Raw genomic sequence first — 24,419 nt, forward strand, 5'->3', positions numbered from 1 at the left:
CGATCTCTCGTTAGCGGGAGGCGAATTCTACAGCGTTACACGCTGCTGTCAACACCTCTTTTTCTCCGCTTTCGACCGAGAAGATCGAAACGTTAATAGAGCCAAACAACACTGCCCTACCAACTCCTTCTGGGCTTCGATGAACTGAAGCAACTCGCTGTCGAATCTTGCGTAACTCTTTGTTTACCAAGGAGTTTTCCGTTTCGACTGCGCCGGAAGTGGGGCGAATTATAGACTTCCAGAATCTGCCGTCAAGCCTTAATTTGAATTTTCTATCAAACGGGCGAAAAACCTACAGCCCCCTCCTCTATAGAGAGTCAAATGACTCAACCTGAGCAATATATTGCTCAAACAGGAACTGTTAAGCATCATATGCCTTCTGCTTCTCTACTAAGACCTCGGACGCCCCCCCTCAATGACCACCCCACCCCGCAGCCTGGCCTCGGCATTGTTTCCAGTCGGCCTGCTGTTGATCGCCATGGCCTCCATCCAGTCCGGCGCTTCGCTGGCCAAGAGCATGTTTCCCATCGTCGGCGCCCAAGGCACCACCACCCTGCGCCTGATTTTCGCCAGTGTGATCATGCTGCTTCTATTACGCCCATGGCGTGCCAAGCTGACGGCCAGGTCCCTGCGCACTGTCATCATCTATGGAATGGCGCTGGGCGGTATGAACTTCCTCTTCTATATGTCATTGCGCACCGTGCCGCTGGGCATCGCGGTAGCACTGGAATTCACCGGGCCACTCGCGGTCGCCATCTATGCTTCGCGCCGAGCCGTGGATTTCCTATGGATTGGGCTCGCCGTCGCCGGCCTTCTCTTATTGATCCCCATAGGAGAAACCAGCAACGGCATCGACTTGACCGGTGCAGCCTACGCCTTGGGCGCCGGCGTGTGCTGGGCGCTCTACATTCTGTTTGGCCAGAAGGCCGGCAACGACAATGGCGTCCAAACCGCAGCCCTTGGTGTAATGATCGCAGCCTTATTTGTTGCGCCGATCGGCATCGTCCACGCCGGTACTGCGCTCTTGTCGCCTGCATTGATCCCCGTCGCCATTGGTGTCGCCATTCTTTCCACGGCCTTGCCCTACACCCTGGAAATGGTCGCGCTCACTCGCCTGCCAGCCCGCACCTTTGGCACCCTGATGAGCATTGAACCTGCATTCGGCGCACTCTCGGGCCTGTTCTTCCTGCAGGAGCACCTGTCCTTGGCACAATGGCTGGCCATCAGCTGCATTATTCTGGCCTCCGCAGGCGCCACGCTGACGATGCGCAATGAAACCAAGCCATTGGTGCCAGCGGACTGATCATCTTTAAAGGTGGCTCTGGTATTTGCGGCCCATTTAGGCCATGTTTAGGCCTTGAACGAACGCCATTCATGGAGAATTTCGACACGGACGCCTGCACGCTACAATCGAGAGCGAGTAGAGCCTGCTTCGAGCCTTTTTTTGCGAAGCGGCTATTAAGGATAGTGATGAAACGAATTTTGATACTGTTAATGGTCGTGGGCATTGCTGGCTGTGCTGCGACCACCAAGACAGAAGTGAAACGGGGCAAAAAAGGGTTGCATATCAACTGTTCCGGCCTGTCCTCCTCCTGGGACCAGTGCTACAGCAGCGCGACCAACTCATGTGGTGCCAAAGGCTACCGAGTGATCGCCAAATCCGGTGACAACTCCGAAGAGCCTGGCGACTACCCTTTTGGCCTCAACCCTGCCGGCTATACCAGCCGCAGTATGATCGTCATCTGTAAATGACCGACCGAGCAGTCCGCATCCGACTGCTCCCCCTTTCTTAAATTTCTGACATCGACCCGGCCATTCACGACGCTGCGGCTACACTCCTGCTCGACAATCGAGCAACGGAGTCCCCATGACGCACAACAAGAAAATCGTATTGGTAGTGGGTGCCGGTGATGCCACCGGCGGCGCTATTGCCAAGCGCTTCGCCCGCGAAGGTTACGTGGCCTGTGTCACCCGGCGCAGCGCAGACAAGTTGCAGCACCTGATCGACAGCATCCAGTCAGCCGGTGGCGAAGCCCACGGCTTTGCCTGCGATGCGCGCAAAGAAGAAGACGTCGTCGCCCTGATCGAAGAGATCGAAACCAGGCTTGGGCCCATCGAAGCGTTCGTTTTCAACATCGGCGCCAACGTGCCGTGCAGCATCCTCGAAGAAACCGCGCGCAAGTACTTCAAGATCTGGGAGATGGCCTGCTTCTCCGGCTTCCTGAACGCGCGCGAAGTGGCCAAGCGCATGGTCACCCGCAACCGCGGCACTATCCTGTTCACCGGAGCGACCGCAGGCTTACGCGGCAGTGCGGGTTTCGCTGCGTTCGCTGGCGCCAAGCATGGCATCCGAGCGCTCGCGCAAAGCATGGCGCGAGAATTGGGGCCCAGGAATATCCACGTCGCCCATGTGGTAGTTGATGGCGCCATCGACACTGACTTTATTCGCGACAATTTCCCGCAAAAATACGCCCAGAAAGATCAGGACGGCATCCTCAATCCCGAACACATCGCCGATAACTACTGGTACCTGCACAGCCAACCGCGCGACGCTTGGACCTTTGAGCTGGACCTGCGCCCCTGGAATGAATCCTGGTAAACACGCCTCCATAACAATAAGCAGCGAGCATCGACGATGAGTAAAACTCTGGAGTTCTTCTTTGACCTTGGCAGCCCCGCCACTTACCTGGCCTACACCCAACTCCCCGCCCTGTGCGCCGAAACCGACGCACAGCTGGTGTACCGCCCTATGCTGCTCGGCGGCGTATTCAAAGCCACCGGCAATGCCTCGCCGATCAGCGTCCCGGCAAAGGGCCGTTACATGTTTAATGATTTGGCCCGATACGCCCAACGCTACAACGTGACGCTTCAGTTCAACCCGCACTTCCCCATCAACACCCTGGTGCTGATGCGTGCAGTGACCGGCATGCAAATGCGCCACCCCGAACGTTTCCAAAGCATCATCGACTGTCTGTTCCGCGCGCTCTGGGTCGAAGGTCGTGATTTGGGGGATTCCGCGGTCGTGGGCTCGGTGCTGAACGAAGCAGGGTTCAACCCCGACGAAGTGCTGGCCCTGGCCAACGAAGAAAGCGTAAAAGCCGCACTCAAGGGCAACACCGAACAAGCCGTGCAGCGTGGCGTGTTCGGTGCCCCCAGTATGTTTGTAGGCAACCAGCTGTTCTTCGGTCAGGACCGTCTGGACTTTGTGCGCGAAGCCCTCAGCTAGAGCCGGTCAAATCGCCGCTGTACGCAGCTGCAGCCACGCCAGCGCCGCACCGTTGAGCAACGGGCTCAACCGCTCGCGGACCTCGGCGTGGTAGGCGTTGAACCACTCGCGCTCGTCCGCCGTCAGCAACGACGCCTCCAGACAACGGGTGTCAATCGGGCACAAGGTCAAGGTTTCGAACTTGAGGAACTCACCAAACTCGGTCTTGCCCGCTTCGCGGTTCAACACCAGGTTCTCGATGCGCACCCCCCAGCGGCCTGGGCGATAAGTGCCCGGCTCAATCGAGGTGATCATGCCTGGCTGCATCGCGGTTTGCGGTGCAGCGCCAGCCTGATAGGCGATCACCTGCGGGCCTTCATGCACATTCAGGAAATAGCCTACGCCGTGACCGGTGCCGTGGCCGTAGTCCACACCCTCGGCCCAGATCGGCGCCCGCGCGATTGAATCCAACAGCGGCGACAGAATCCCTTTGGGGAAGTGCGCACTCGACAGGGCAATCACGCCCTTGAGCACACGCGTGCAGTCGCGCTTTTGCGCTTCACTCGGCGAGCCGATCGGCACCATCCGCGTGATATCCGTGGTGCCGCCCAGGTACTGGCCACCCGAGTCGATCAGCAGTAAGCCATCGCCTTCGATCAGCGCGTGCTCTTCCTCGGTGGCGTGGTAATGCGGCATCGCGCCATTGGCGTTGAATGCGGCGATAGTGTTGAAGCTCAACGACACATAACCCGGACGACGGGTACGTGCAGCTGTCAGGTGTTCGTCGATGGTCAGCTCAGTGATGCGTTCACGACCCAGCGCACTGTCCAGCCAGGCGAAGAATTCGCACAACGCTGCGCCGTCCTGCTCCATGGCTTGGCGGATGTGCTCGGCGTCCGCCAGGCTCTTGCGCGATTTGGCCAGTGTGGTCGGGTTCAACCCTTCAATCAGCTTGACGCTGGCATCGAGGTTTTCCAGCAAGCCGGCCGTCACTCGCGCCGGGTCGACGTGCAGGCTCGCGCCCGCCGGCACGGCACGCAGCGCCTGCCCCACTTCGCTGTAGTCGCGCAGGGTTACACCGTCCTGCTCCAGCACCGCGCGCAACTCGGTATCAACCTTACTCAGCGCCACAAACAACGTAGCCTGCTGCTGGTTGATCAAGGCAAAGGAGACAAACACCGGGTTGAACGACACATCGCCGCCGCGCAGGTTGAACAGCCAGGCGATGTCATCCAGGGTAGCGATGAAATGCCAATCGGCGCCCTTCTCTTTCAAACTGGCACGCAGCGCGGCAAGTTTTTCGCCACGGCTGACGGTAGCTTGCGGTGGCAGGTGTTGATAGATCGGCTGGTTTGGCAACGTCGGGCGGTCTTGCCAGACTTCATTGAGTAAGTCGATATCAGTACGCAAACGCGCACCGCGCTCGGCCAACTTGCCGCCCAAGGTCCGCGCCGAGGCCACGGCCATGACCGCGCCGTCCACCGCCACCACACCGCCTTCCGGGGTTTGCTCGGCCAGCCACTCCAGCGGGCCGGGTTGGCCGGGCTGCAACTTCACCAGCTCAATGCCGCTGCCCTTGAGTTCCTTGGTCGCCTGTTCCCAGTAACGGCTATCGGCCCAGACGCCAGCGAAATCTGCCGTGACAATCAACGTGCCCACTGAGCCATGAAACCCCGACAACCATTGCCGACCCTGCCAGTAACCCGGCAAGTACTCGGACAAATGCGGGTCGGCCGACGGCACCAGCAAGGCGTGAATGCTCTCGCGGCGCATCAGTTCACGGGTATGCGCCAGGCGCTGGGGAACCGTTCCATGGGTCAAAGGCTGCGTACTCATTGTGTCTCCTGCTAACCACTAATAATTGTTATGTGCTGCGACTGAAAAATTAAACGACCCAGAACGCCGGTGCACTGGCGAGTGCGGCCTTGATCAGTTGCACAGCCTGGTCGATATCCTGTTCGGTGGTAAACCGGCCCAGGCTCAAGCGAATGGTACGTCCGGCGCTGCGCGCGTCATGGCCCAGGGCCAGAAGCACGTGGGACGGCGCATTGCTCGCCGAGTTGCACGCCGAGGTCGCCGAAAAAGCGATGCCCGCGCTGAGTGCGGCGGAATTGAATTCACCTTCGCTGAACGTCAGGCTGAGGGTATGCGGAATACGCTGCGTGGCGCTGCCATTAAGGCGCACACCGGCCACCGTTTCCAACTGCTCGAGCAGACGCTGACGCAAGGCGACGATGGTGGCCTTTTCCGCAGTAAAGGACTGTGCCGCCAAGGCGAACGCAGTGCCCATGCCTGCAATCTGATGCGTTGCCAAAGTGCCGGAGCGCAAACCGCCCTCGTGACCACCGCCATGCATCTGCGCCAACACTTTCTGTTGCGCGCGCGGGCCTACATACAGCGCGCCGATGCCCTTGGGGCCATACAGCTTGTGCGCAGAAAAGGACATCAGGTCCACCGGCCATTCAGCCAGGTCGATCGCAACTTTGCCCGCTCCTTGCGCCGCGTCCACATGCAGCAGCGCGCCGTGCTCAAGCACGCGCGCGCCGATGCCAGGAATGTCGTTCAAGGTGCCGAGTTCGTTATTCACCAGCATCAACGACACCAGAAAGGTGTCTTCGCGCAGGGCTTCACTCACCGCCGTGGCGCTGATCAACCCGTCGGCGTCCGGCACCAGATAGGTCACGGCAACCCCGGCTTCCTGCAACTGCCGCGCAGTGTCCAACGTGGCCTTGTGTTCGATCTGACTGGTGATGATATGCCCGCCTGCAACCCCGCGCGCTTGGGCCACGCCCTTGATCGCAAGGTTGTTGGATTCAGTCGCACCGGACGTCCAGACGATCTGCTCAGGGCTGGCCCCGACCAGCTCGGCGACCTGGCGCCGCGCCTGTTCAACCGTTTGCCGGGCCGCTAGGCCGAACGCATGGGAACTGGACGCAGGGTTACCGAAATTGGCATTGAAGCCCAGACACTCGACCATCGCCTGGATGACCCGCTCATCCACCGGCGTGGTGGCGGCGTAGTCGAAATACAACGGACGTTTATTCATGACGTTTAAGACTCGCAGAGCGTATTCCCGAGAGCAGCGTCTCAGGGGCATCAACCGGAACAGAGGTCGTCAGGTTTAACCGATCGAATGCCATTAAAGAAGAACCACTTTATGTAAATGTGCGTAGGAACGCTCCTGAAATTCAGCTTAACAGGCTGAAGTCGCCCCATGGCAAACAAAAAGCCCGAGGTTCCTTAAGGGAATCCTCGGGCTTTTTGCCGCTGAGCGCAGGTTCAACTGGGACGCCCCCTCAGGGCCACGTTGCGTTCGGCGTTCATTTCACCTTGGTGATCAAAGTCGAAGGTCTTGTGTGGCTGGCCGGTCAGTGCGGCGCGTTGCTGTTGGTATTCGTCAAACGACAGGCCACGACGGCTCAGTGCCTCCAACGCAAGCTGCTTGGTTTCTTCGGCAGTGTAGGGGCGCGATTCAGGTAAAGGATGGGTCGCACAACCGGCGAGGACGGAGCTGACAACTACTAAGGAAACAGCCAGAAAGTGGTTCATGGTGAAGGCCCTGCGAAGGAGGTTTCAAGTCAATGAACACAGGCTACTCCCGCGCTGGCACGCTGAAAAATCATCGCCCGTGATAGTCGCTATCAACCATTCAGACACCTGCAATAGCCAGTTATTAATATGCATTTAAGATCTATAAATATATAAACACATTCATTTACGGAATATACGTAACCCTCTATAAATGGCCTCACGCCGAATCATCACTGTTCGTCACGCAACTGTTGCCCTGGCAACAATCATTCAACAAAACACCAAGCAGCCAACAGTTTCACTTTTCAGCAGGGAGCCTGAAGCCCTCCCCAATCAAGACGTCCAGCCGTTAGTACAGCCCTTGCTCAACACCTTGCACTTCATCCGCTGCGTCCCGCTGTTGAAAAGGAACTGTTCATGACCTTTGCCCTCCGGTGCAGAAGCCGTATCCGCCACTGTACTTCGACGGCTCTTCCGACGCAGCCCACGACCTGGCCGCCGAACGGGTGCTGGGGCAACGCCCTCAATCCGCTGGACACCCGCACGGTGGTCAAGGATTTCGGCGACTGGCGCGAGCTCTCTGGTCAGAAGAACTTCTGCTCCGGCGCCAGCGACTCGGAAATGCTCATCGCCTCGGCGGTCGATGAAAGCGCCGGCGGCAAACTGCTGATCGCGGCCATTGCCAGCGGGCGCAGCGGCGTCACCTTGCACAACCATCGGCCAGCGCCAGGCCTCGAACGTGCTGCGCCATTAGGGCGAGTTCTGGATGGCGCTTGAAGGTGTGCGCCTGCTGGTGGAGCACGCTGGCGCAACCTGCGCACGCAAACCCTACACGACCTGGTGGACTACAAACTCCACGAACTGGGGACTGGGCGCTGAACCCGTCCCTGCCGATTCCAACGTTCTACTCTTAAGAGAGGTGCCCATGCAGCTGTTGACCCTACCGCCCTCGCCCGCCCTCGCGACCTCTATCCGCGCCACGGCCCAGGTCTTCGAAGACCCCAAATCCCAGGCGCTGCTTGCCCACATCCAGCAAGTGGCGCCCAGCGAGGCCAGCGTGCTGATCATCGGCGAAACCGGTACCGGTAAAGAGCTGGTGGCGCGCCATATCCATAACCTCAGTGCGCGGCGCAACCGGCCGTTCATGGCGGTCAATTGCGGTGCGTTTTCTGAATCACTGGTCGAAGCCGAACTGTTCGGCCATGAAAAAGGCGCGTTTACCGGCGCCCTCAGCGCCAAAGCCGGCTGGTTCGAAGAGGCCGACGGCGGTACCTTGTTTCTGGATGAAATTGGCGATTTGCCGATGGCGATCCAGGTCAAGTTGCTGCGCGTGTTGCAGGAACGCGAAGTGGTGCGTCTGGGTTCGCGCAAGAGCATTCCAATTGATGTACGCGTACTGGCCGCCACCAACGTACAGCTGGAAAAAGCCATCAACGCCGGGCATTTTCGCGAAGACCTCTACTACCGTCTCGACGTGGTCAGCCTGGAACTGAGCCCGCTGCGCGAGCGCCCCGGCGATATCCTGCCGCTGACCCGGCACTTCATCGAAGCCTACAGCCAGCGTCTCGGTTACGGCCCGATCACTATCAGCCGTGAGGCCGAACACAAGCTCAAAAGCTACCGCTGGCCGGGCAATATTCGCGAGCTGGAAAACGTGATTCACCACACTTTGCTGATCTGCCGTAACGGCGTGATCGAACGCGATGATTTACGCCTGTCGAACATGCGCATCGAGCGCCAGGACAACAGCCAGCACGGCACCGACAACAGCGCCGAAGCGTTACTGGCGCGCGCCTTTCAAAAGCTGTTCGAGGAACAGGCTGGCGCCCTGCACGAAAAAGTCGAGGACGCGTTATTGCGCGCGGCTTATCGCTTCAGCCATTACAACCAGGTGCACACCGCCAACCTGCTGGGCTTGAGCCGTAACGTCACGCGCACCCGCTTGATCAAAATTGGCGAGTTGGCGGTGAACAAGCGCCGTCCCGGGGAAAACGTGCAAGGCGAGCGCATGTTGCACCTATCCATTTAGGCGGCAGTGCAACGCATTGTCATGGCTGCGCTCAAAACTGCGCAGCACCTGAAACGAACCAAAGGTCACCGCCGTGGCCTGATGGGCGCGGATCAGCGCCCAGAAATCTTCCTCGCCGTGCTCAAAGCATTTGAAGGCAGCCTCGCCCTCCTCGCGCGAGCGCCATTGCAGGTAATTGAGCACCCGCCGCCCGTCATCGCTGACTTGCACACTCGCATTGATAAAGCCGCCATGGCCCTGGGCCAAGCGCTCGCTTTGGGTGGACAACGCCGCCACCAGCGCCCGTTGCTGCCGGGGCTCGATCTGAAACTCGATCAGTTGAGTGAAGCTGCGATTTTTCTCTGATACCGGCATGAACACTCCCCTTTCTCTGTAGGCAGAATCTTGCGATTCGATGCCACGCAGGGTAAAACCTCTAGTTAAGTCAAGGTCAAGCATTGTTTCGGAGTTTTTCATGCTCAACAAAGCACTTACCGTCGGCCAATTGGCCGCCCGCAGTGGTGTCGCGGTCACGGCCCTGCACTTCTATGAAGCCAAGGGGTTGATCAAGAGCAATCGTAATGCCGGCAACCAGCGGCGCTACCCACGGGATGTGTTGCGCCGAGTGGTGGTAATCAAAATAGCCCAGCGTTTGGGGATTGCGCTGGCAACGATTGGCGAGGCGTTGCAGACGTTGCCGGATGGGCGCACGCCCACCACTAAAGACTGGGAACGGTTGTCGGCGCTGTGGCGAGAGGATCTGGATGATCGCATCAACAAATTGATGCTGCTGCGCGACAAGCTCAGTGGGTGTATCGGGTGTGGGTGTTTGTCACTGGAGGCCTGCCCGTTGCGTAATCAGGGGGATCAGCTTGGTGAGCGCGGGCCGGGGGCGCAGTTGTTAGAACCCACCGAAAAAAACTGAAGTAAAAGCCCGATCACTGTTGCCTGGCAACACCTCGTCGGCTAGCCACAGGCCACGCGATACGTGGCCTATAGTGAAAAGGCCTGCCTGCACACTGACAACCAAGGAGGACGATATGAGCGTCAAACCTATCCCTGAGGGTTATCACAGCGTCACGCCCTATATGGGTATCGACAACGCCGCCCAAGCCATCGAGTTCTACCAGAAAGCCTTCGGCGCCACACAGGTCATGCGCCTGGACATGCCCGACGGCAAAGTCGGCCACGCCGAGCTGCGTATTGGCGACTCGGCAATCATGCTCGGCTCACCCTGCGCTGACATGGCCCTGCGCAACCCGGCCGAACACACCAGTGTTGGCCTGCACTTGTACGTCAATGACGTGGATGCGCAATTCAAACAAGCCGTTGCAGCAGGCGCCAGCGTGGTGTCCGAGCCGCAGGATCAGTTCTATGGCGACCGCTCGGCGAGCGTTAAGGATCCGTTCGGCCACCTGTGGTTCCTGGCCACGCGCAAGGAAGACCTGACTGAGGAGCAGATCCGCCAGCGCGCCATGCAGATGTTCAAGCAAGGCTGAGTTTCCTGGCCGCATACACATCCAAATATGGGAGCGGGCGTGCTCGCTCCCACCGTCGACCTTCATCGCTTGGAAGGTCAGGCTCCTACACACTTCATGAACACCCCCTCCACGCTTTCCCCCTTGCCCCGAACGCCGCGTGATTCCACGATGCAGGCAATCATCACGAGGAGTCATTCCATGTTCGCCGGATTCCAAAAAGACCAGTGCCACGTCAATGGCGTGAACATCAGCTACCGCAAAGGCGGTACAGGTCCCGGCCTGCTCCTGCTGCACGGGCACCCACAAACCCACGTCATCTGGCACAAAGTCGCCGAACAGCTGGCCGAGCATTTCACCGTGGTCGCGGCCGACCTGCGCGGTTATGGCGACAGCAGCAAGCCGCCAGCCGATGACCAACACGCCAACCACTCGAAACGCAAAATGGCCCGCGACAGCATCGAGCTGATGCAGGCCTTAGGCTTGGATACCTTTTCGGTGCTGGCCCACGACCGTGGCGCCCGCGTTGCCCATCGCCTGGCGCTGGATCATCCAAAAGCGCTGCAACGCATGGTATTGCTGGATATTGCACCGACCCTGTCGATGTACGCCCAGACCAATGAAGCGTTCGCCCGCGCCTACTGGCACTGGTTCTTCCTGATCCGCCCGGCGCCATTGCCGGAAGCCTTGATCGAGAGCACCCCGGAACTGTACCTGCACAGCGTGATGGGCAGCCGCAGCGCGGGGCTCAAGCCGTTCACCGATGAAGCCTTTGCCGAATACCTGCGCTGCCTGCAATTGCCCGGCACGGCTCGCGGCATCTGCGAAGACTACCGTGCTGCCGCCGGTATCGACCTTGAGCACGACCAGGCGGATATCGACGCTGGTAAACACCTGAACCTGCCGTTACTGGTGATGTGGGGCGCCGAAGGCACCGTCGGCCGCTGTTTCGACCCGCTCAAGGAGTGGCAGAAAGTCGCCACCGACGTGCGTGGCAAAGCCCTGCCGGCCGGCCATTACATTGCCGAAGAAGTCCCTGAATTGTTGCTGGGCGAAGTCCTCAGCTTTCTTCGCTGAAGCCATTGCACTGAACCCTGTAGCTGCGTGACCTGAAACACCCGCCTCGCAGGCTGCCAGATCTTGGCGGTGCCGTTCCTGGCCCAGGTGACCAAAAAGCGCGGTCGGCCTGCGCGCGTTGCGGCACAGGCCAAGATCACTGCCGAGTAAACACCGATGCTATTGTGGCGGCTCATACCGCTACGTCTGTTTCTGATGACTCATAAGAAAGATACCGTGCCCCTACCCGAAGACCTGCGGGTGTTCCTCACTGTGATCCGCAAGGCTGGCTTTGCCGCCGCCGCCGATGAGCTGGGGCTGTCGCCTGCGTATGTCAGCAAGCGCATCCAGATCCTCGAAACCACCCTGGCCACGCGCCTGTTGCACCGCACCAGCCGGCGTATCGCCCTGACCGAAGACGGTGAACGGGTGCAGCGCTGGGCAGTGCGCATCCTCGAAGATTTCCAGCAACTTCGCGATGAACTCTCCGACGCCCATGACAGCCCGCGCGGCCATCTGCACCTGTGCAGCAGCTTCGGCTTTGGCCGCAATCATGTGGCGCCTGCCCTGTCATTGCTGGCCGAGCGGTACCCCGACCTGGAAATTCGCCTGGACCTGTTCGACCGCGTGGTGGACATCGTCAGCGAAGGCTTCGACCTGGAGATCCGCGTGGGCGATGACATCCCCGGCCAGCACATCGGCCGACGCCTAGTGAGCAACCGCCGGGTGCTGTGCGCCGCTCCGGCCTATCTCAAACGCCGTGGCACGCCACAACAGTTAAGCGATCTGGAGCAACACGACTGCTTGGTGATCAAGGAACGCGACAACGCCTTCGGCATCTGGAACCTGGAGCGTGACGGCGCCCCCGACAGCGTGCGCGTGCGCGGGCCGCTGTCTTCCAACAATGGCGAAATCGTATTGCAGTGGGCCCTGGACGGGCGCGGCGTGTTACTGCGCTCGATGTGGGACGTGAAGGCGTTGCTGGAACAGGGCGAGCTGGTGCAGGTGCTGCACGACTACACCCAGAGTGCCAACGTGTGGGCGGTGTACCCGACACGTTTGGCCTACTCCGGGAAATTAAGGGCCTGTGTGGAATTTTTGCAGGAGCACTTCAAGGGGTTGTCGATTTGACTTCCCGGCTGGCGCTGTAGCCCAGCCATACCGTCATGACCACCAAGGCCGTCAGCGGCAGCCCATGAAATAGCACAATCACCTGCGCCGGCGTCCACGTCAGGTAAAACGGCCCGACCACCAACATGCCTACACCGAAGCCAGCCATCTGGATCAGGGTCAATAAGCTGAACAGCGGCAGGCGCAGGCTGTCAGGCTCGCTTTGCGCGCGGCAGACCAACGCCACCTCGGACACGCCATCGCCCAACCCGGCCCACACCACCCACAGCAGCGCCAGCCACAGCTCGGTTTGCTGAAAGGTCATGATAAAGCCGCTGGACATCAACACCACGCCCAGCATAAACAGGCGCTCCATGGCTTGAGTGCCACGGCGTTTTAACAGCGCACTGGCGATTCGCGCGCCGATAAACTTTCCACACGCCCACACTGCCAGCAGGTAACCCATGACGGTCTTGGCCGTGTCCGGCGAGATGTACTGCGACAGCACCGGCCAGCCGACGTTATGCGCCGCGCTGCCGAGGGTGTCGAGCATGCTGATCAACAGCACCGCCGCCAGCACCGGCGCGCCACGCAGGCCTTGGGTCAGCTCGCGCCATTCAGCCCAAAGCCCACGATGTGCGGCGACGACGACTGAGTACAACCCACGCAACGGCAGGATCAGGCACGCAGCCAGGACGTAGGTGCCGATGTTGACGGCAAACACCGACTCGAATCCTCCGGTGGCAATCAGTAACCCGGACAGCAGGCTGCCGAAGACCGCACCCGTGGCCGCCGCCGACGTGATCCAGGCATTGGTGCTCACCCGCTGTTCAAGCGCGACCCAGGTCGGCAACTGGCTGTTCAGGCCAATCGCAAACAGCGAATTGCATAAGCCAATGCCAAACGCGATAAAGGGCAGCACGCTGAGTTGATGCGCCGGTATCAGCACCAACAGCGGCGTCAGCAACAGCGCCCTCGCTAAGTCGAGCCCCGCCAACGTGCCACGCCCGGCAAAGCGCCGGAAAAACGGGATGCCGAACAGGCTGGCGACAATGCCACCGGTGACGCGGCACGCCAGGAAAATACTGACAAACACCACGCTTTGGCTGAGCCAATAGACATAGGTGGACAGCGCCACCATGTTGAGGAATGCGCCGAAATCCGAGACGCCGCGGGCGAAGATGATCAAGCGTGCGTTGCGGGTCGACCGCGTTGCTTCAGGCTCAATGTTGAGCACGTCCATGTCAGGCACTTCCCTTTATTATCATGAGCCGACTTCCTTGTCGGTCCCACTTAAGGCCAAGGCGCCTGGCGTGTCAACCGAGCCAGGGATTGTTGGCCAAATGTTGGCGCTCGAAGGCCTTGATCTGTTCACTGCGCTGCAAGGTGCTGCCAATCGCGTCCAGGCCCAATAGCAACGCGGTCTTGCGCAACGTGTCCAGCTGGAACGGGATGACACTACCATCGGCCAAACGAATGTCCTGTGCCGCCAGATCTACGCTGATCTGCGCCTGGGCAGCCGTGCTGACGGTCTGCCCGAGTCTTTGCAACACCGCCTCGTCCAAGGTAATCAACAACACCCCGTTACGCTGACAGTTGTCATAGAAAATCCCGGCAAAGCTGCTGCCGATCAGCGCGCGGATGCCCATTTGTTTCAAGCCCCACACCGCGTGTTCGCGGCTGGAGCCACAGCCAAAGTTCGGCCCAACCACCATAAAACTCGCGCCCTGCCAGGCCGGCTGGTTGAGCACAAACTCAGGGTTGGGCTCGCCCGACGCCAAAAAGCGCAGGTCGAAGAACAGCCCACGGTCGAGGCCGCTGCGGTCGATGCCCTTGAGGAACTGCTTGGGCATGATCACGTCCGTGTCGATATTCGCCGCCAGCATCGGCGCGGCCTTGCCGGTGACCTGCGTAAAAGGTTGCAGGCTCATGCGCGGTCTCCAAAGTGGCGAATATCGGTGAGGCGGCCGGTGATAGCGGCGGCGGCAACCATCACCGGGCTCATCAGGTGCGTACGTGCACCGGCGCCCTGGCGGCCTTCGAAATTGCGGTTGGTGCTGGACGCGCAACGGTCGCCGTGGCCGAGCACATCGTCGTTCATCGCCAGGCACATTGAGCAGCCGGACTGGCGCCATTCGAAACCGGCGTCGATGAAGATCGCCGCCAGCCCTTCGGCCTCGGCTTGGTCACGCACCTCCGTGGAGCCGGGCACGATCATCGCCCGCACGTGGTCGGCGACGTGCTTACCGCGCACCACGCTGGCGGCGTCGCGCAGGTCTTCGATACGCGCGTTGGTGCAAGAGCCGATAAACGCATGGCTGATGACGATATCGCTCAGCAACATGCCGGCTTCCAGGCCCATATAGTTGAGGGCGCGGCGCATGTTCTGGCGCAGGATCAGGTCGCTGACGTCCTGCGGGTCTGGCACGCGGGCACCGATAGGCGCCGCCTGATCGGGGCTGGTGCCCCAGGTGACCATCGGCTCCAAGGTGTTCGCATCGAGGTGTACTTCCTGGTCGAACACGGCACCTGCGTCCGAATGCAGTTGGCGCCAGCCCACCAGTGCCTGTTCCCACACCTCGCCCTTGGGCGCGCGCGGTTTGCCTTTAAGGTAGGCGAAGACTTTTTCGTCCGGTGCCATGAACGCGCCACGCGCACCGGCTTCCACCGCCATGTTGCAAATGGTCATGCGCGCTTCGACACTCAACGCATCAAGGGTGGAACCGCGAAACTCGATGGCGTAACCGGTGGCACCCGACGCGCCGATCTTGCCGATCAGCGCCATGATCACGTCTTTGGAGGTCAGGCCCGGCGCCAGCTCGCCGTCCACCGTCACGCGCAGGCTTTTCAGGCGTTTGTAGACCAGTGTCTGCGACGCCAGCAAGTGCTCGATTTCCGAGGTGCCGATGCCAAACCCGAACGCACCGAGGGCGCCGTAAGTGGTGGTGTGGCTGTCACCGGCAGCGATCACCATGCCTGGCAGGATAAAGCCCTGCTCCGGGGCGATCACGTGTTCGATGCCTTGGCGCTTGTCGAGGATGTCCAGCAGTTCAATGCCGAAATCCCGGCAGTTTTCCGCCAGGTACGACACTTGCCGCGCCCCGCCCGCGTCGGGCATGGCTGCGATGCGCTTGGGCGTGGTGGGGTTTACATGGTCGACCACCGCCAATGCCGTGCCGGGGCGCCACACAGTACGCCCAGCCTCACGCAGGCCACTGAAGGCCTGGGGGCTGGTGTATTCGTTGATCACCTGGCGGTCGATATAAAGCAGCACATGGCCTTGGTCATCCAGGGCGCACACCGTGTGGGAATCGATGTGTTTGTCGTAGAGGGTTCTGGCAGTCATTTTTCTCAGGGCTCACGTTTCTGGGGCGGGCTCAACGGCATACGCCCATCCTACGCAGCCGCCCCGCGCCATCAATGGCGCCTGGGTGATGGCTTGGAACATGGATCGTGTTCGATCAGTGCCTGAAACCACTGCGAATGTGAACCTGAAACATTTTCTTTCATATCTGGCTTGGGGATTTCTGATGCTCATCCGTCTTAACTTAGATACAGCCCGTCGCGTCAGCAAAAGCTACGACCGGCCTTTTCCGGGCCTCTTTCGCCCCCTCCGATCAAGACCCCCATTCACATGTCGAAGAAGTCACGCTCCAAACTCTGGTTTCTCGTACACAGCTGGCTGGCATTGCCCATCTGGTTTTTTGTACTGATCGTCTGCGTCACCGGCACCCTGGCGGTGATCAGCCAGGAGATCGTCTGGCTGGCCAACCCGGACATCCGCGCCAGCAAGCCGTCGGATGACGCCCAAATGCTCAGCTTTGACCAGGTGATCGCCGCCATCAAACGCGAAGAGCCCCAGGTGATCGTGCAATCGATCATCCGCCCGGACGAAACGCATTTTGCGCTGAGTGTCGACCTCAGCTATCCGGATGGGCGCTCCGTGGAGGTTTACGTCAACCCCTACACCGGCGCGATCCAGGGCATCAGCCCATCGTTCAATTTCAAACAATTTACCCGCGCCTTGCATGGCTGGTGGCTGGTGCCGTTCACCAATGGCTTCAGTTGGGGCTGGTACCTGGTCTCGGCGCTCGGCCTGCCGCTGCTGGCGTCGCTGGTGACTGGGCTGGTGGTCTACAAGCGTTTCTGGAAAGGGTTCTTGCGCCCTACCCTGCGTATCCGCCATGGCGCGCGGATCTTCTGGGGTGACTTCCACCGCCTGAGCGGTATCTGGTCGATCTGGTTTATTGCGGTGATTTCCATCACCGGCACCTGGTTCCTGATCCAGGCGATCCTGGGGGACAACCAGATTTCCATCTCCAGCGAACCGATCGTGCCGGTGATTGCCCGCGAAAAGGTGCCGACGTCTGCGCCCGGCGTGCCGGCACCGATGATCACGCTGGACGACGCCATCAAGATTGCCACCCAGCGCATTCCCGGGCTGGATGCCACCTTCGTGTTCCTGCCGCTTAATGCCTACAGCCACCTGCAGATTGGCGGGCGCGGCGGGTACCCACTGATGTTCCAGACCGCCCAGCTCAACCCATACAGCGGCGAAATTGCGGTGTCGCATTTGCTGTCCGATCGCTCGGCGCTGGAGTTCGTCACCGAGTCCATGCGCCCCCTGCACACCGGCGACTTTGGTGGGCTGTGGATCAAACTGATCTGGGCGTTCTTCGGCCTGGTGCTGAGCATGATGGTGTTGAGCGGCCTGCTGATCTGGACCAAGCGTACCGCCCTGGCCACCCTCAACGCCTTCAAACGCGAAGCCAAGACCCAACGCGCGCCGGCTTCCATCCCAGCCATGCAGACTGAAACCTCGCAGGCCCACTCATGAGCAAGGTCGCTCGCGCTACGCCCCCTTCGCCGCTGCGCGCCTTTTGGCTGAAATGGCGGTTCCATATCAATATCCTGCTGTTGCTGGTACCGCTGGGGTTCATGCCCAAGTACTTCGCCGACGCCGCGCTGTTTCGCGGTGACACCGGCATTGGTGAGCGGGTGGTCGGGGACGTGCAGGTCGGGCCCTGGAGCCTGAAACTCGCCGAGTTCCGCAATGAAGGCCCAAGCCCGGACCCGGCCGGCCCGATGAAATTCTTCAACGCCGCCCTGTGCGACACCTGCGCCGAGCAGGTCAAGGCGACCTACCTGCGCATCGGCAAACCGCGCAGCCTGCGCGCCGCCGGGGTGATCTTCTTTGGTACGCCGTACCGCATGGGCGCCGCCTTGCCGGTGCCGGAGCGCACGCCGGCCGACGCCGAACTGTGGGTCACCATGGAAGGCTGGGACGGCACGATGCACCAGGGTTCCATCCCGCTGAGCCAGGCCTCGCCTGCCACCATTGCCTGGCTGAACAAGCAAGGAGTTAAACCATGACTTTCAAGCGCCTGACCCGCGCCTGCGCCGCACTGTTGCTCGGCGCCGGTTTCAGTACTGTGGCCCTGGCCCACAACCCGATGTGCGAATGCAAAGAGATCCCCGGCGAGCAGATCCAGTGCAGCGGCGGTTTCTCCGACGGCAGCGGCGCCCCGGGTGTGACCCTGGACGTGATCGGCTACGACGAAACCATCCTGCTGCCCGGCAAACTCGGCCAGGACTCAACCCTGACCTTCAAGAAGCCTGCGGCCGAGTTCTATGTGCTGTTTGATGCAGGCCCCGGCCACGTCGTGGAAATCGACCAAGCGGATATCCAACCTCAATGAGTACCACACAGGTAGTCCGCCCGGCCGGTGCCGGCCACGAAACCCTCTACGTGCTACTGCTGTGCCTGATCATCCTCGCAGTGGCAGGCTCGGTGGTGGCCTTGCACAGTGAAACCCAGGAAGTTGTGGCGCTGCCCAGCCACCAGTTGGATGCGCGCCGCGACCTCAGCGCCGCCGAGCAAGGCATCTACGCCGACCTGCGGGTGACCCTGGATGAGATCCAGTTGCTGCAACAGGAGCAAAGCGCGCTGCCAACGCCTGAGCAACTGGCCGAAGAAGGGTTTGCGCCGTTTGCCCAGGACGCCAGTTCGGTCAGCCGTGGCGACCATCGCTGGCAATTACTGGCGCCTTCGGCCTATCTGGGCTTGAGCCAGACGCCCAGTGGCAGCGGCTCGCTGCTGATGCGCGTGCACGGTGCCGAGCCGGATATCTGGCTCAACCGAAAAGCCAACCTCGCCGCCCCTTCCGACCTCACTGACCAGGCGCTGATCGCTGCCGGCTGGCAACAGGTGGTCGCGCAATTCGATGCCGGCGTCACGCGCCAGCACCGCCACTGACCGAGAAGACCGATTGCCCATGTCTATTTCATCTCCCCTGTTGCGCCTGTTGCTGGTCAGCCTGTTCAGTTTGATGTTGGCACCTTTGGCGAACGCCGAGGCGGCCAAACGCCTGCGAATCGGCATCACCCTGCACCCTTATTACAGCTACGTCACCCAGATCGTCGGCGACAAGGCCGAGGTAGTGCCGCTGATCCCAGCCGGTTTCAACCCCCACGCCTACGAACCACGCGCCGACGACATCAAGCGCATCGGCACGCTGGACGTAATCGTGCTCAACGGTGTCGGCCATGACGATTTCGCCGACCGCATGATCGCCACCAGCGAGCGCCCGGGCATCCCGGTGATCGAAGCCAACGCCAACGTGCCGCTGCTGGCCGCCACCGGCAATGCCGCGCGCGGTGCGGGCAAAGTGGTCAACCCGCACACCTTCCTGTCGATCAGCGCCTCGATTGCCCAGGTCAACAACATCGCCCGCGAGCTGGGCAAGCTCGACCCGGACAACGCCAAGGCCTACACCCAGAACGCCCGCGCCTACGGCAAGCGCCTGCGTCAGATGCGCGCCGACGCCTTGGCCAAGCTGACCAGCGCGCCCAACCCGGACCTGCGCGTAGCCACTGTGCACGCGGCCTATGACTACCTGCTGCGCGAATTCGGCCTGGAAGTCACAGCCGTGGTCGAGCCGGCCCACGGCATCGAACCGAGCCCCAGCCAGTTGAAAAAGACCATCGACGAACTGCGCGCCCTGGATGTGAAGGTGATCTTCTCGGAGATGGATTTCCCATCCACTTACGTCGAAACCATCCAGCGTGAGTCCGGGGTCAAGCTGTACCCGCTGTCGCATATCTCCTACGGCGAATACACGCCTGAGAAGTACGAAGTAGAAATGACCGGCAACCTCAATACCGTGGTGCGGGCGATTCAGGAGTCGGGGGCATGACGGCGGCGGAACACCTGAAGGTGGCCAGCATTGGCCCGACCCTCGACTTCGACAAGGTGTCGTTGACCCTGGGCCGCACCCTGATCCTCGACGGCGTGAGCTTTCAGGTTCAGCCGGGCAGCATCCACGCATTGGTCGGCCCGAATGGCGGCGGCAAAAGCTCGCTGATCAAGACCCTGTTGGGGCAAACGCCGCACCAGGGGCAATTGCGCCTGCAATGGCCGACCACACCGGGCACCGTCGGTTATGTACCGCAGGCGCTGGAGTTCGACCGGGGCTTGCCAATGACCGTCGACGACTTCATGGCCGCCATGTGTCAACGACGCCCGGCGTTTCTTGGCCTGTCCAAGCATTACGCCGCAGCGATTGGCGAGGCGCTGGAACGCGTCGGCATGCAGGATAAACGTAAACGTCGCATGGGCGCGTTGTCCGGCGGTGAGCGTCAACGCGTGTTATTGGCCCAAGGCTTGATCCCGGCGCCGCACCTGCTGGTGCTGGATGAGCCGATGTCGGCCCTCGACGAAGCCGGTATCCAGGTGTTCGAACGGCTATTGAATGACTGGCGCATGGCCGGGATCACCGTGCTCTGGATCGAACACGACCTGGAAGCCGTGGGTCGTCTGGCCGACCGCGTCACCGGCCTCAACCGCCGCGTGCTGTTCGACGCCACGCCCAAAGAGGCGCTGACCCCGGATCGCCTGTTGACCCTGTTCTCCACTCACCCTCGGAGCCCGGCGCAATGAGTTATGAAGCGTTTCGTTTGATGGTCCAGGGCTGGGCCTCTTCCGGCTATCTGCCGGAAGCGCTGGCCTATGGGTTTGTGGTCAATGCCTTGCTCGCCGGGTTGCTGATCGGCCCGGTACTGGGCGGCCTGGGCACGCTGGTGGTGGTCAAGCGCTTCGCGTTTTTCTCCGAAGCGGTCGGGCATGCCGCGCTGACCGGCGTGGCCGTGGGCATTCTGTTGGGTGAACCCTACACCGGGCCGTATGGTGCGCTGTTCGGCTACTGCCTGTTGTTCGGCATCCTGCTCAATTACCTGCGCAACCGCACTGGCCTGGCGCCGGACACTTTGATTGGCGTGTTCCTTTCGGTGTCTCTGGCGTTGGGTGCGAGCCTGCTGCTGATCCTGGCGGGCAAGATCAACGTGCACATCCTCGAGAACGTGCTGTTTGGTTCGGTGCTGACCGTCAACGCCAACGACTTGCTGGTGCTGGCCGTGGTTGGCTCACTGGTGATGGCCCTGGCGCTGCCGCTGTACAACCGCATCATGCTCGCCAGCTTCAAACCGCAACTGGCCGCCGTGCGCGGTGTGGCGGTGAAGACCCTGGATTATTTGTTTGTGATCCTGGTGACGTTGATCACCGTGGCGGCGGTCAAGGTGATCGGCGCCATTCTGGTTGGCGCGCTGCTGGTGATTCCGGCAGCCGCCGCTCGCCTGCTGAGCCAGTCGCTCAAAGGCTTTTTCTGGATCTCGGTGGTGATCGCCACGCTGAGTACGCTGTGCGGCATCCTGCTACCGATCATCTTTGACCTGCCTATCCCATCCGGTGCCGCCATTATTCTGGTCGCCGGTATCGCCTTCGCCTTCGCCGCCATCGCACGCGGCACCGTGCCCAGCCTCAAAGGGAATCTTGGATAATGCGCCCTGCCTTTCGCCCAATCGCCTTGGCCATCGCCTGTCTGATCAGCACCTCGGCGCTGGCCATCGACGGTCTCGACCCCAAGGAATTCAAAGTCAACCAAGGCCTCGGCCATGCCGCCCTGACCAAGGCCAAGAAGCCGGTCAAGGTCCTGGCGTCGCTGCCCATTACTTATGGGCTGGCCGAGGTGCTGCTCAAGGGCACCAACGTGCAGCTTGAGCGCGCGGCCCCGGCCAACCTGCCCGGTTCACGGCAGGTGTCCTACTTCACCGGCCGTGGCGCGCTGGCGTTGAATACCCTGGCCCAGGAGGCGGACGCCGCCATCGGCCTGCGCTCGCTGTGGGCGGACGACCCGCTGTACCCCGTGGCGCGGCGCAGCAATATCCGCATCGTCGAAGTCGACGCCGCGCGCCCGGTGGACGGTGGCTTGCCGGGTATCGCCGTGCAACCGGGCAACGCCGATGGTTTGAACAGCCAGCCGTGGCAGTCGAGCCACAACATGGGGCGCATGGCCGATGTGATGGCCGCCGACCTGAGCCGCCTGGCGCCCAGCGCCAAACCGAAGATCGACGCCAACCTCGCCGCCCTCAAGCAGCGCCTGCTCAAACTCAATGCCGACAGCGAAGCGCGATTGGCTCAGGCGGACAACCTGAGCGTGGTCAGCCTGAGCGATCATTTCGCCTATTTGATCAGCAGCCTGAACCTGGATGTGGTCAGCACCGATGCACGGCCCGATGCGGATTGGACGCCTGAGGCGTTGCAGCAATTAAGTGCCCGTTTGAAAGACAGCGACGTGGCCGTGGTGCTGCATCACCGTCAGCCGAGCGAAGCGGTCAAAGCGGCGGTGACGGCATCCGGTGCGCAGCTGTTGGTGTTGAACGTCGACAGTGCAGACCCGGTGGCGGAGTTGGAAAGCAATGTGGATCAGGTGATCAAGACGCTCACGCCTGATACCTGACTCAGAGTTCTTGTGACAAGCGGGCGTGTTGTGGCGAGCAGGCTTGCCCCGCACAGCGTCACACCACATCCACGCCCACATGAATCGCATCATGCCGCCAGAACTCCAGGTCGCAGTCGATCAACCGCTGGTGCTGGTCATAATTAACCCGGGCAATGCGCAAGCCCGGGCTGCCCACCGACACGCGCAATGCGGCGGCGGCCTCTACCGGCAGTGACGTCGGCACAATCTCAAAGCGCACGCGGCCGTAATGGAGGTCGTACTTGCGCGCGTACAGCTCGGTCATCGACTGATTCAAATCACACGCCAGAATCCCTGGAAAATACTGCGGGTTCAGGTAGTGCTCCACATACAACACCAGCCGCCCATCAATCCGCCGCCTCCGGCAGATCTGGATCACACTCGACAACGCCGGTAACTGCAACCACGCACACACCGCCGCCGACGCCGGTTGCAGCCGCGCAGAAATCACTTCGGTAGACGCCACCCGCCCCTGGTCGCTGACCATCGCGTGAAAGTGGCTGCGCTGCATCAGGTTATAGGCCAGCCGTGGCGGCGAAACGAACCAGCCACGGCGCTCCTCGCGATAGATCTGCCCTTGAGCTTCCAGCTGTAACAAGGCTTCCCGCACGGTAATGCGCGTGGTACCAAACAACTCGCTGAGTTTGCGCTCGGCGGGCAACTTACTGGCAGGCGGCAACAGCCCGTGGTCGATCTGCTCTTGCAGCGCCAGGCCGATGGATGTCACCGCCTTGATTGCCTCATCACGCATCAACGTTACCTATCTGGACTAGACCAGCACCGTTCAGGTGCATAAATCGCGCGCTATTCGGGCATCTGCCGCTGCGTGCCAGCCTAGGCATTACAGATGACCGACAGATGACAGTCCCTGTCCGCGCCCTGCACCGCACCCTGCAATACATCGGCCAAGTCCAAGGCCTGCGGGCACTTGAGCATGGTCTACGCTGAGACTGGAATGAGCGACATAAGCGATTTAAAAACGACATCGACATGAAACTGTCATCCAGTACGCCTAGATTGGCTCAGGTATTGCTGACCTAGACCAACACCACCGCAAACGTTCATAAAAACGCCGCGTTGAAAACGCCCAAAGGAGCTTCGGATGAAAAAGCTTTTCCTGGCATCACTGTTAGGCTCGACCATTGCCATGTGCACCGCCGCCATGGCTGCTGATACCGATCTAAAGACTCTGGAAGCCGCCGCGAAGGCGGAAGGCGCCGTCAACAGCGTCGGTATGCCCGATGACTGGGCCAACTGGAAAGGCACCTGGGAAGACCTGGCCAAGACCTACGGCCTCAAACACATCGACACCGATATGAGCTCGGCCCAGGAAATCGCCAAGTTCGCCGCCGAGAAAGACAACGCGAGTGCCGATATCGGTGACGTCGGTGCCGCCTTCGGCCCGATTGCGGTGAAACAGGGTGTGGCGCAACCGTACAAGCCGACTACTTGGGCACAAGTGCCGGACTGGGCGAAAGACAAAGATGGTAACTGGGCGCTGGCCTACACCGGCACCATCGCGTTTATCGTCAATAAAAAGCTGCTGCACGGTTCCGAAGCGCCGAAAAGCTGGGCTGACCTTAAAACCGGCAAATACAAAGTCTCCATCGGTGACGTAAGCACCGCCGCCCAAGCCGCCAACGGCGTGCTTGCAGCAGCACTGGCCAACGGTGGCGACGAGAAAAACATCCAGCCTGCACTGCTGATGTTTGCCGAAATCGCCAAACAAGGCCGACTGTCGCTCGCCAACCCAACCATCGCCACCATGGAAAAAGGCGAAGTGGAAGTGGGCGTGGTCTGGGACTTCAACGGCCTGAGCTACAAAGCCAAGATGGCCAACCCGGATGACTACGTCGTGCTGATCCCATCGGACGGCTCGGTGATTTCCGGCTACACCACCATCATCAACAAGTACGCCAAGCACCCGAACGCCGCCAAGCTGACCCGTGAATACATCTTCAGCGACGCCGGCCAGACCAACCTGGCGCGCGGCAACGCACGTCCGATTCGTGCCGAGCACCTGACCTTGCCTGCCGACGTCCAGGCCAAGCTGCTGCCTAACGAGCAGTACAAGAAAGTCACGCCGATCAAAGATGCCGACGCTTGGGAGAAGACCTCCAAGGCACTGCCGCAGAAGTGGCAGGAAGAAGTCATCATCAATATGCAGTAAGGCCTGAGCTGTAAATGCGGTCCGTGTAGGCGCTGGCTTGTGTGGG

Annotated in this window: 26 protein-coding genes and 2 pseudogenes; 20 read left to right on the forward strand and 8 right to left on the reverse strand. The window is 60.8% G+C overall.

The genetic code is table 11. The features are described 5' to 3' along the window. Positions 1-415: 415 nt before the first annotated feature. The 4 genes from rhtA to E0F99_RS17790 all read left to right on the forward strand — a co-directional run bounded on the left by rhtA (position 416) and on the right by E0F99_RS17790 (position 3,226). Positions 416-1,303, forward strand: coding sequence for a threonine/homoserine exporter RhtA (gene rhtA / locus E0F99_RS17775; RefSeq protein WP_083359247.1), 888 nt, complete (start codon positions 416-418; stop codon positions 1,301-1,303). Positions 1,304-1,470: 167 nt separating this feature from the next. Next, positions 1,471-1,752 (forward strand): hypothetical protein, encoded by a 282-nt coding sequence (locus tag E0F99_RS17780; protein ID WP_083359248.1) that lies wholly within the window; start codon positions 1,471-1,473, stop codon positions 1,750-1,752. Between the two features lie 115 nt (positions 1,753-1,867). Beyond that, entirely contained in the window at positions 1,868-2,599 is a 732-nt protein-coding gene (locus tag E0F99_RS17785) for an SDR family oxidoreductase (RefSeq protein ID WP_083359249.1), read from the forward strand. 36 nt (positions 2,600-2,635) lie between these two features. After that, complete coding sequence (locus tag E0F99_RS17790) at positions 2,636-3,226, forward strand: 2-hydroxychromene-2-carboxylate isomerase (RefSeq protein ID WP_083359250.1); 591 nt, start codon at positions 2,636-2,638, stop codon at positions 3,224-3,226. A 6-nt stretch (positions 3,227-3,232) separates the two neighbouring features. Here the strand turns inward: E0F99_RS17790 and E0F99_RS17795 are convergent, their stop codons facing one another. The 3 genes from E0F99_RS17795 to E0F99_RS17805 form a co-directional block, all read right to left on the reverse strand. Then, positions 3,233-5,041: an aminopeptidase P family protein gene (locus E0F99_RS17795; protein WP_083359251.1), complete on the reverse strand. Its 1,809-nt coding sequence runs from the start codon at positions 5,039-5,041 to the stop codon at positions 3,233-3,235. 49 nt (positions 5,042-5,090) lie between these two features. Then, the gene (locus tag E0F99_RS17800) at positions 5,091-6,251 is read right to left on the reverse strand and encodes a cysteine desulfurase family protein (RefSeq protein WP_083359252.1); all 1,161 of its coding nucleotides are present in this window, start codon (positions 6,249-6,251) and stop codon (positions 5,091-5,093) included. 233 nt (positions 6,252-6,484) lie between these two features. Next, positions 6,485-6,754, reverse strand: coding sequence for a hypothetical protein (locus E0F99_RS17805; protein WP_083359253.1), 270 nt, complete (start codon positions 6,752-6,754; stop codon positions 6,485-6,487). Positions 6,755-7,158: 404 nt separating this feature from the next. Here E0F99_RS17805 and E0F99_RS31180 point away from each other — a divergent pair. From E0F99_RS31180 to E0F99_RS17815, 3 genes and pseudogenes are all read left to right on the forward strand, one after another. Then, positions 7,159-7,245 (forward strand): annotated as a pseudogene (locus E0F99_RS31180) (hypothetical protein); the annotation flags it as partial. Beyond that, positions 7,238-7,650: pseudogene (locus E0F99_RS30035) on the forward strand (hypothetical protein); the annotation flags it as partial. The pseudogenes E0F99_RS31180 and E0F99_RS30035, both read left to right, overlap by 8 nt. 11 nt (positions 7,651-7,661) lie before the next feature. After that, positions 7,662-8,765: a sigma-54 interaction domain-containing protein gene (locus E0F99_RS17815; protein ID WP_130908842.1), complete on the forward strand. Its 1,104-nt coding sequence runs from the start codon at positions 7,662-7,664 to the stop codon at positions 8,763-8,765. Here E0F99_RS17815 and E0F99_RS17820 read toward each other — a convergent pair. Further along, positions 8,754-9,119, reverse strand: a complete 366-nt coding sequence (locus E0F99_RS17820) for an antibiotic biosynthesis monooxygenase (protein ID WP_083359255.1) — start codon at positions 9,117-9,119, stop codon at positions 8,754-8,756. The genes E0F99_RS17815 and E0F99_RS17820 overlap by 12 nt on opposite strands. 100 nt (positions 9,120-9,219) lie before the next feature. Between E0F99_RS17820 and soxR the strand changes: the two genes are divergently transcribed. From soxR to E0F99_RS17840, 4 genes are all read left to right on the forward strand, one after another. Then, a complete protein-coding gene (gene soxR / locus E0F99_RS17825) occupies positions 9,220-9,669 on the forward strand; it encodes a redox-sensitive transcriptional activator SoxR (protein WP_083359256.1) in 450 nt (149 codons plus the stop codon). A gap of 115 nt (positions 9,670-9,784) precedes the next feature. Continuing rightward, positions 9,785-10,243, forward strand: coding sequence for a VOC family protein (locus E0F99_RS17830; RefSeq protein ID WP_083359257.1), 459 nt, complete (start codon positions 9,785-9,787; stop codon positions 10,241-10,243). Between the two features lie 180 nt (positions 10,244-10,423). Further along, entirely contained in the window at positions 10,424-11,299 is an 876-nt protein-coding gene (locus E0F99_RS17835) for an alpha/beta fold hydrolase (RefSeq protein WP_083359258.1), read from the forward strand. A gap of 195 nt (positions 11,300-11,494) precedes the next feature. Beyond that, the gene (locus E0F99_RS17840; RefSeq protein ID WP_173667125.1) at positions 11,495-12,409 is read left to right on the forward strand and encodes a LysR substrate-binding domain-containing protein; all 915 of its coding nucleotides are present in this window, start codon (positions 11,495-11,497) and stop codon (positions 12,407-12,409) included. Here E0F99_RS17840 and E0F99_RS17845 read toward each other — a convergent pair. From E0F99_RS17845 to leuC, 3 genes are all read right to left on the reverse strand, one after another. Next, positions 12,390-13,631 (reverse strand): MFS transporter, encoded by a 1,242-nt coding sequence (locus E0F99_RS17845; RefSeq protein WP_083359260.1) that lies wholly within the window; start codon positions 13,629-13,631, stop codon positions 12,390-12,392. The genes E0F99_RS17840 and E0F99_RS17845 overlap by 20 nt on opposite strands. A 73-nt stretch (positions 13,632-13,704) precedes the next feature. Continuing rightward, positions 13,705-14,319 (reverse strand): 3-isopropylmalate dehydratase small subunit, encoded by a 615-nt coding sequence (leuD, locus tag E0F99_RS17850; RefSeq protein ID WP_083359261.1) that lies wholly within the window; start codon positions 14,317-14,319, stop codon positions 13,705-13,707. Beyond that, positions 14,316-15,734, reverse strand: a complete 1,419-nt coding sequence (leuC, locus tag E0F99_RS17855) for a 3-isopropylmalate dehydratase large subunit (RefSeq protein WP_083359262.1) — start codon at positions 15,732-15,734, stop codon at positions 14,316-14,318. The genes leuD and leuC overlap by 4 nt, the downstream gene beginning before the upstream one ends. Before the next feature lie 288 nt (positions 15,735-16,022). Between leuC and E0F99_RS17860 the strand changes: the two genes are divergently transcribed. From E0F99_RS17860 to E0F99_RS17895, 8 genes are read left to right on the forward strand one after another with little or no spacing between them, the layout of a single operon-like run. Beyond that, on the forward strand, positions 16,023-17,225 hold the full coding sequence (locus E0F99_RS17860; RefSeq protein ID WP_083359263.1) for a PepSY-associated TM helix domain-containing protein: 1,203 nt from the start codon (positions 16,023-16,025) through the stop codon (positions 17,223-17,225). After that, entirely contained in the window at positions 17,222-17,761 is a 540-nt protein-coding gene (locus E0F99_RS17865; protein WP_083359264.1) for a thiamine pyrophosphate-binding protein, read from the forward strand. Before E0F99_RS17860 ends, E0F99_RS17865 begins: the two co-directional genes overlap by 4 nt. After that, positions 17,758-18,087 carry a hypothetical protein gene (locus E0F99_RS17870; RefSeq protein WP_083359265.1) on the forward strand — a complete coding sequence of 110 codons (330 nt, stop codon included), beginning with the start codon at positions 17,758-17,760 and terminating at the stop codon, positions 18,085-18,087. The genes E0F99_RS17865 and E0F99_RS17870 overlap by 4 nt, the downstream gene beginning before the upstream one ends. After that, positions 18,084-18,644 carry a DUF6162 family protein gene (locus E0F99_RS17875; protein ID WP_083359266.1) on the forward strand — a complete coding sequence of 187 codons (561 nt, stop codon included), beginning with the start codon at positions 18,084-18,086 and terminating at the stop codon, positions 18,642-18,644. Before E0F99_RS17870 ends, E0F99_RS17875 begins: the two co-directional genes overlap by 4 nt. 19 nt (positions 18,645-18,663) lie before the next feature. Next, entirely contained in the window at positions 18,664-19,584 is a 921-nt protein-coding gene (locus E0F99_RS17880; protein WP_083360471.1) for a metal ABC transporter substrate-binding protein, read from the forward strand. Beyond that, positions 19,581-20,327, forward strand: coding sequence for a metal ABC transporter ATP-binding protein (locus E0F99_RS17885; RefSeq protein WP_083359267.1), 747 nt, complete (start codon positions 19,581-19,583; stop codon positions 20,325-20,327). The genes E0F99_RS17880 and E0F99_RS17885 overlap by 4 nt, the downstream gene beginning before the upstream one ends. Beyond that, positions 20,324-21,223 carry a metal ABC transporter permease gene (locus E0F99_RS17890; protein WP_083359268.1) on the forward strand — a complete coding sequence of 300 codons (900 nt, stop codon included), beginning with the start codon at positions 20,324-20,326 and terminating at the stop codon, positions 21,221-21,223. The genes E0F99_RS17885 and E0F99_RS17890 overlap by 4 nt, the downstream gene beginning before the upstream one ends. Continuing rightward, the gene (locus E0F99_RS17895; RefSeq protein ID WP_083359269.1) at positions 21,223-22,182 is read left to right on the forward strand and encodes a metal ABC transporter solute-binding protein, Zn/Mn family; all 960 of its coding nucleotides are present in this window, start codon (positions 21,223-21,225) and stop codon (positions 22,180-22,182) included. The genes E0F99_RS17890 and E0F99_RS17895 overlap by 1 nt, the downstream gene beginning before the upstream one ends. A gap of 58 nt (positions 22,183-22,240) precedes the next feature. On the opposite strand, the gene E0F99_RS17900 is transcribed toward E0F99_RS17895, so the two are convergent. After that, on the reverse strand, positions 22,241-22,954 hold the full coding sequence (locus E0F99_RS17900) for a UTRA domain-containing protein (RefSeq protein ID WP_010565208.1): 714 nt from the start codon (positions 22,952-22,954) through the stop codon (positions 22,241-22,243). Between the two features lie 351 nt (positions 22,955-23,305). On the opposite strand from E0F99_RS17900, the gene E0F99_RS17905 reads away from it, so the two are divergent. Continuing rightward, positions 23,306-24,373 carry an ABC transporter substrate-binding protein gene (locus E0F99_RS17905; protein ID WP_083359270.1) on the forward strand — a complete coding sequence of 356 codons (1,068 nt, stop codon included), beginning with the start codon at positions 23,306-23,308 and terminating at the stop codon, positions 24,371-24,373. Positions 24,374-24,419: the final 46 nt, after the last annotated feature.

This window comes from Pseudomonas antarctica, assembly GCF_900624995.1.
Classification (GTDB): domain Bacteria; phylum Pseudomonadota; class Gammaproteobacteria; order Pseudomonadales; family Pseudomonadaceae; genus Aquipseudomonas; species Aquipseudomonas antarctica.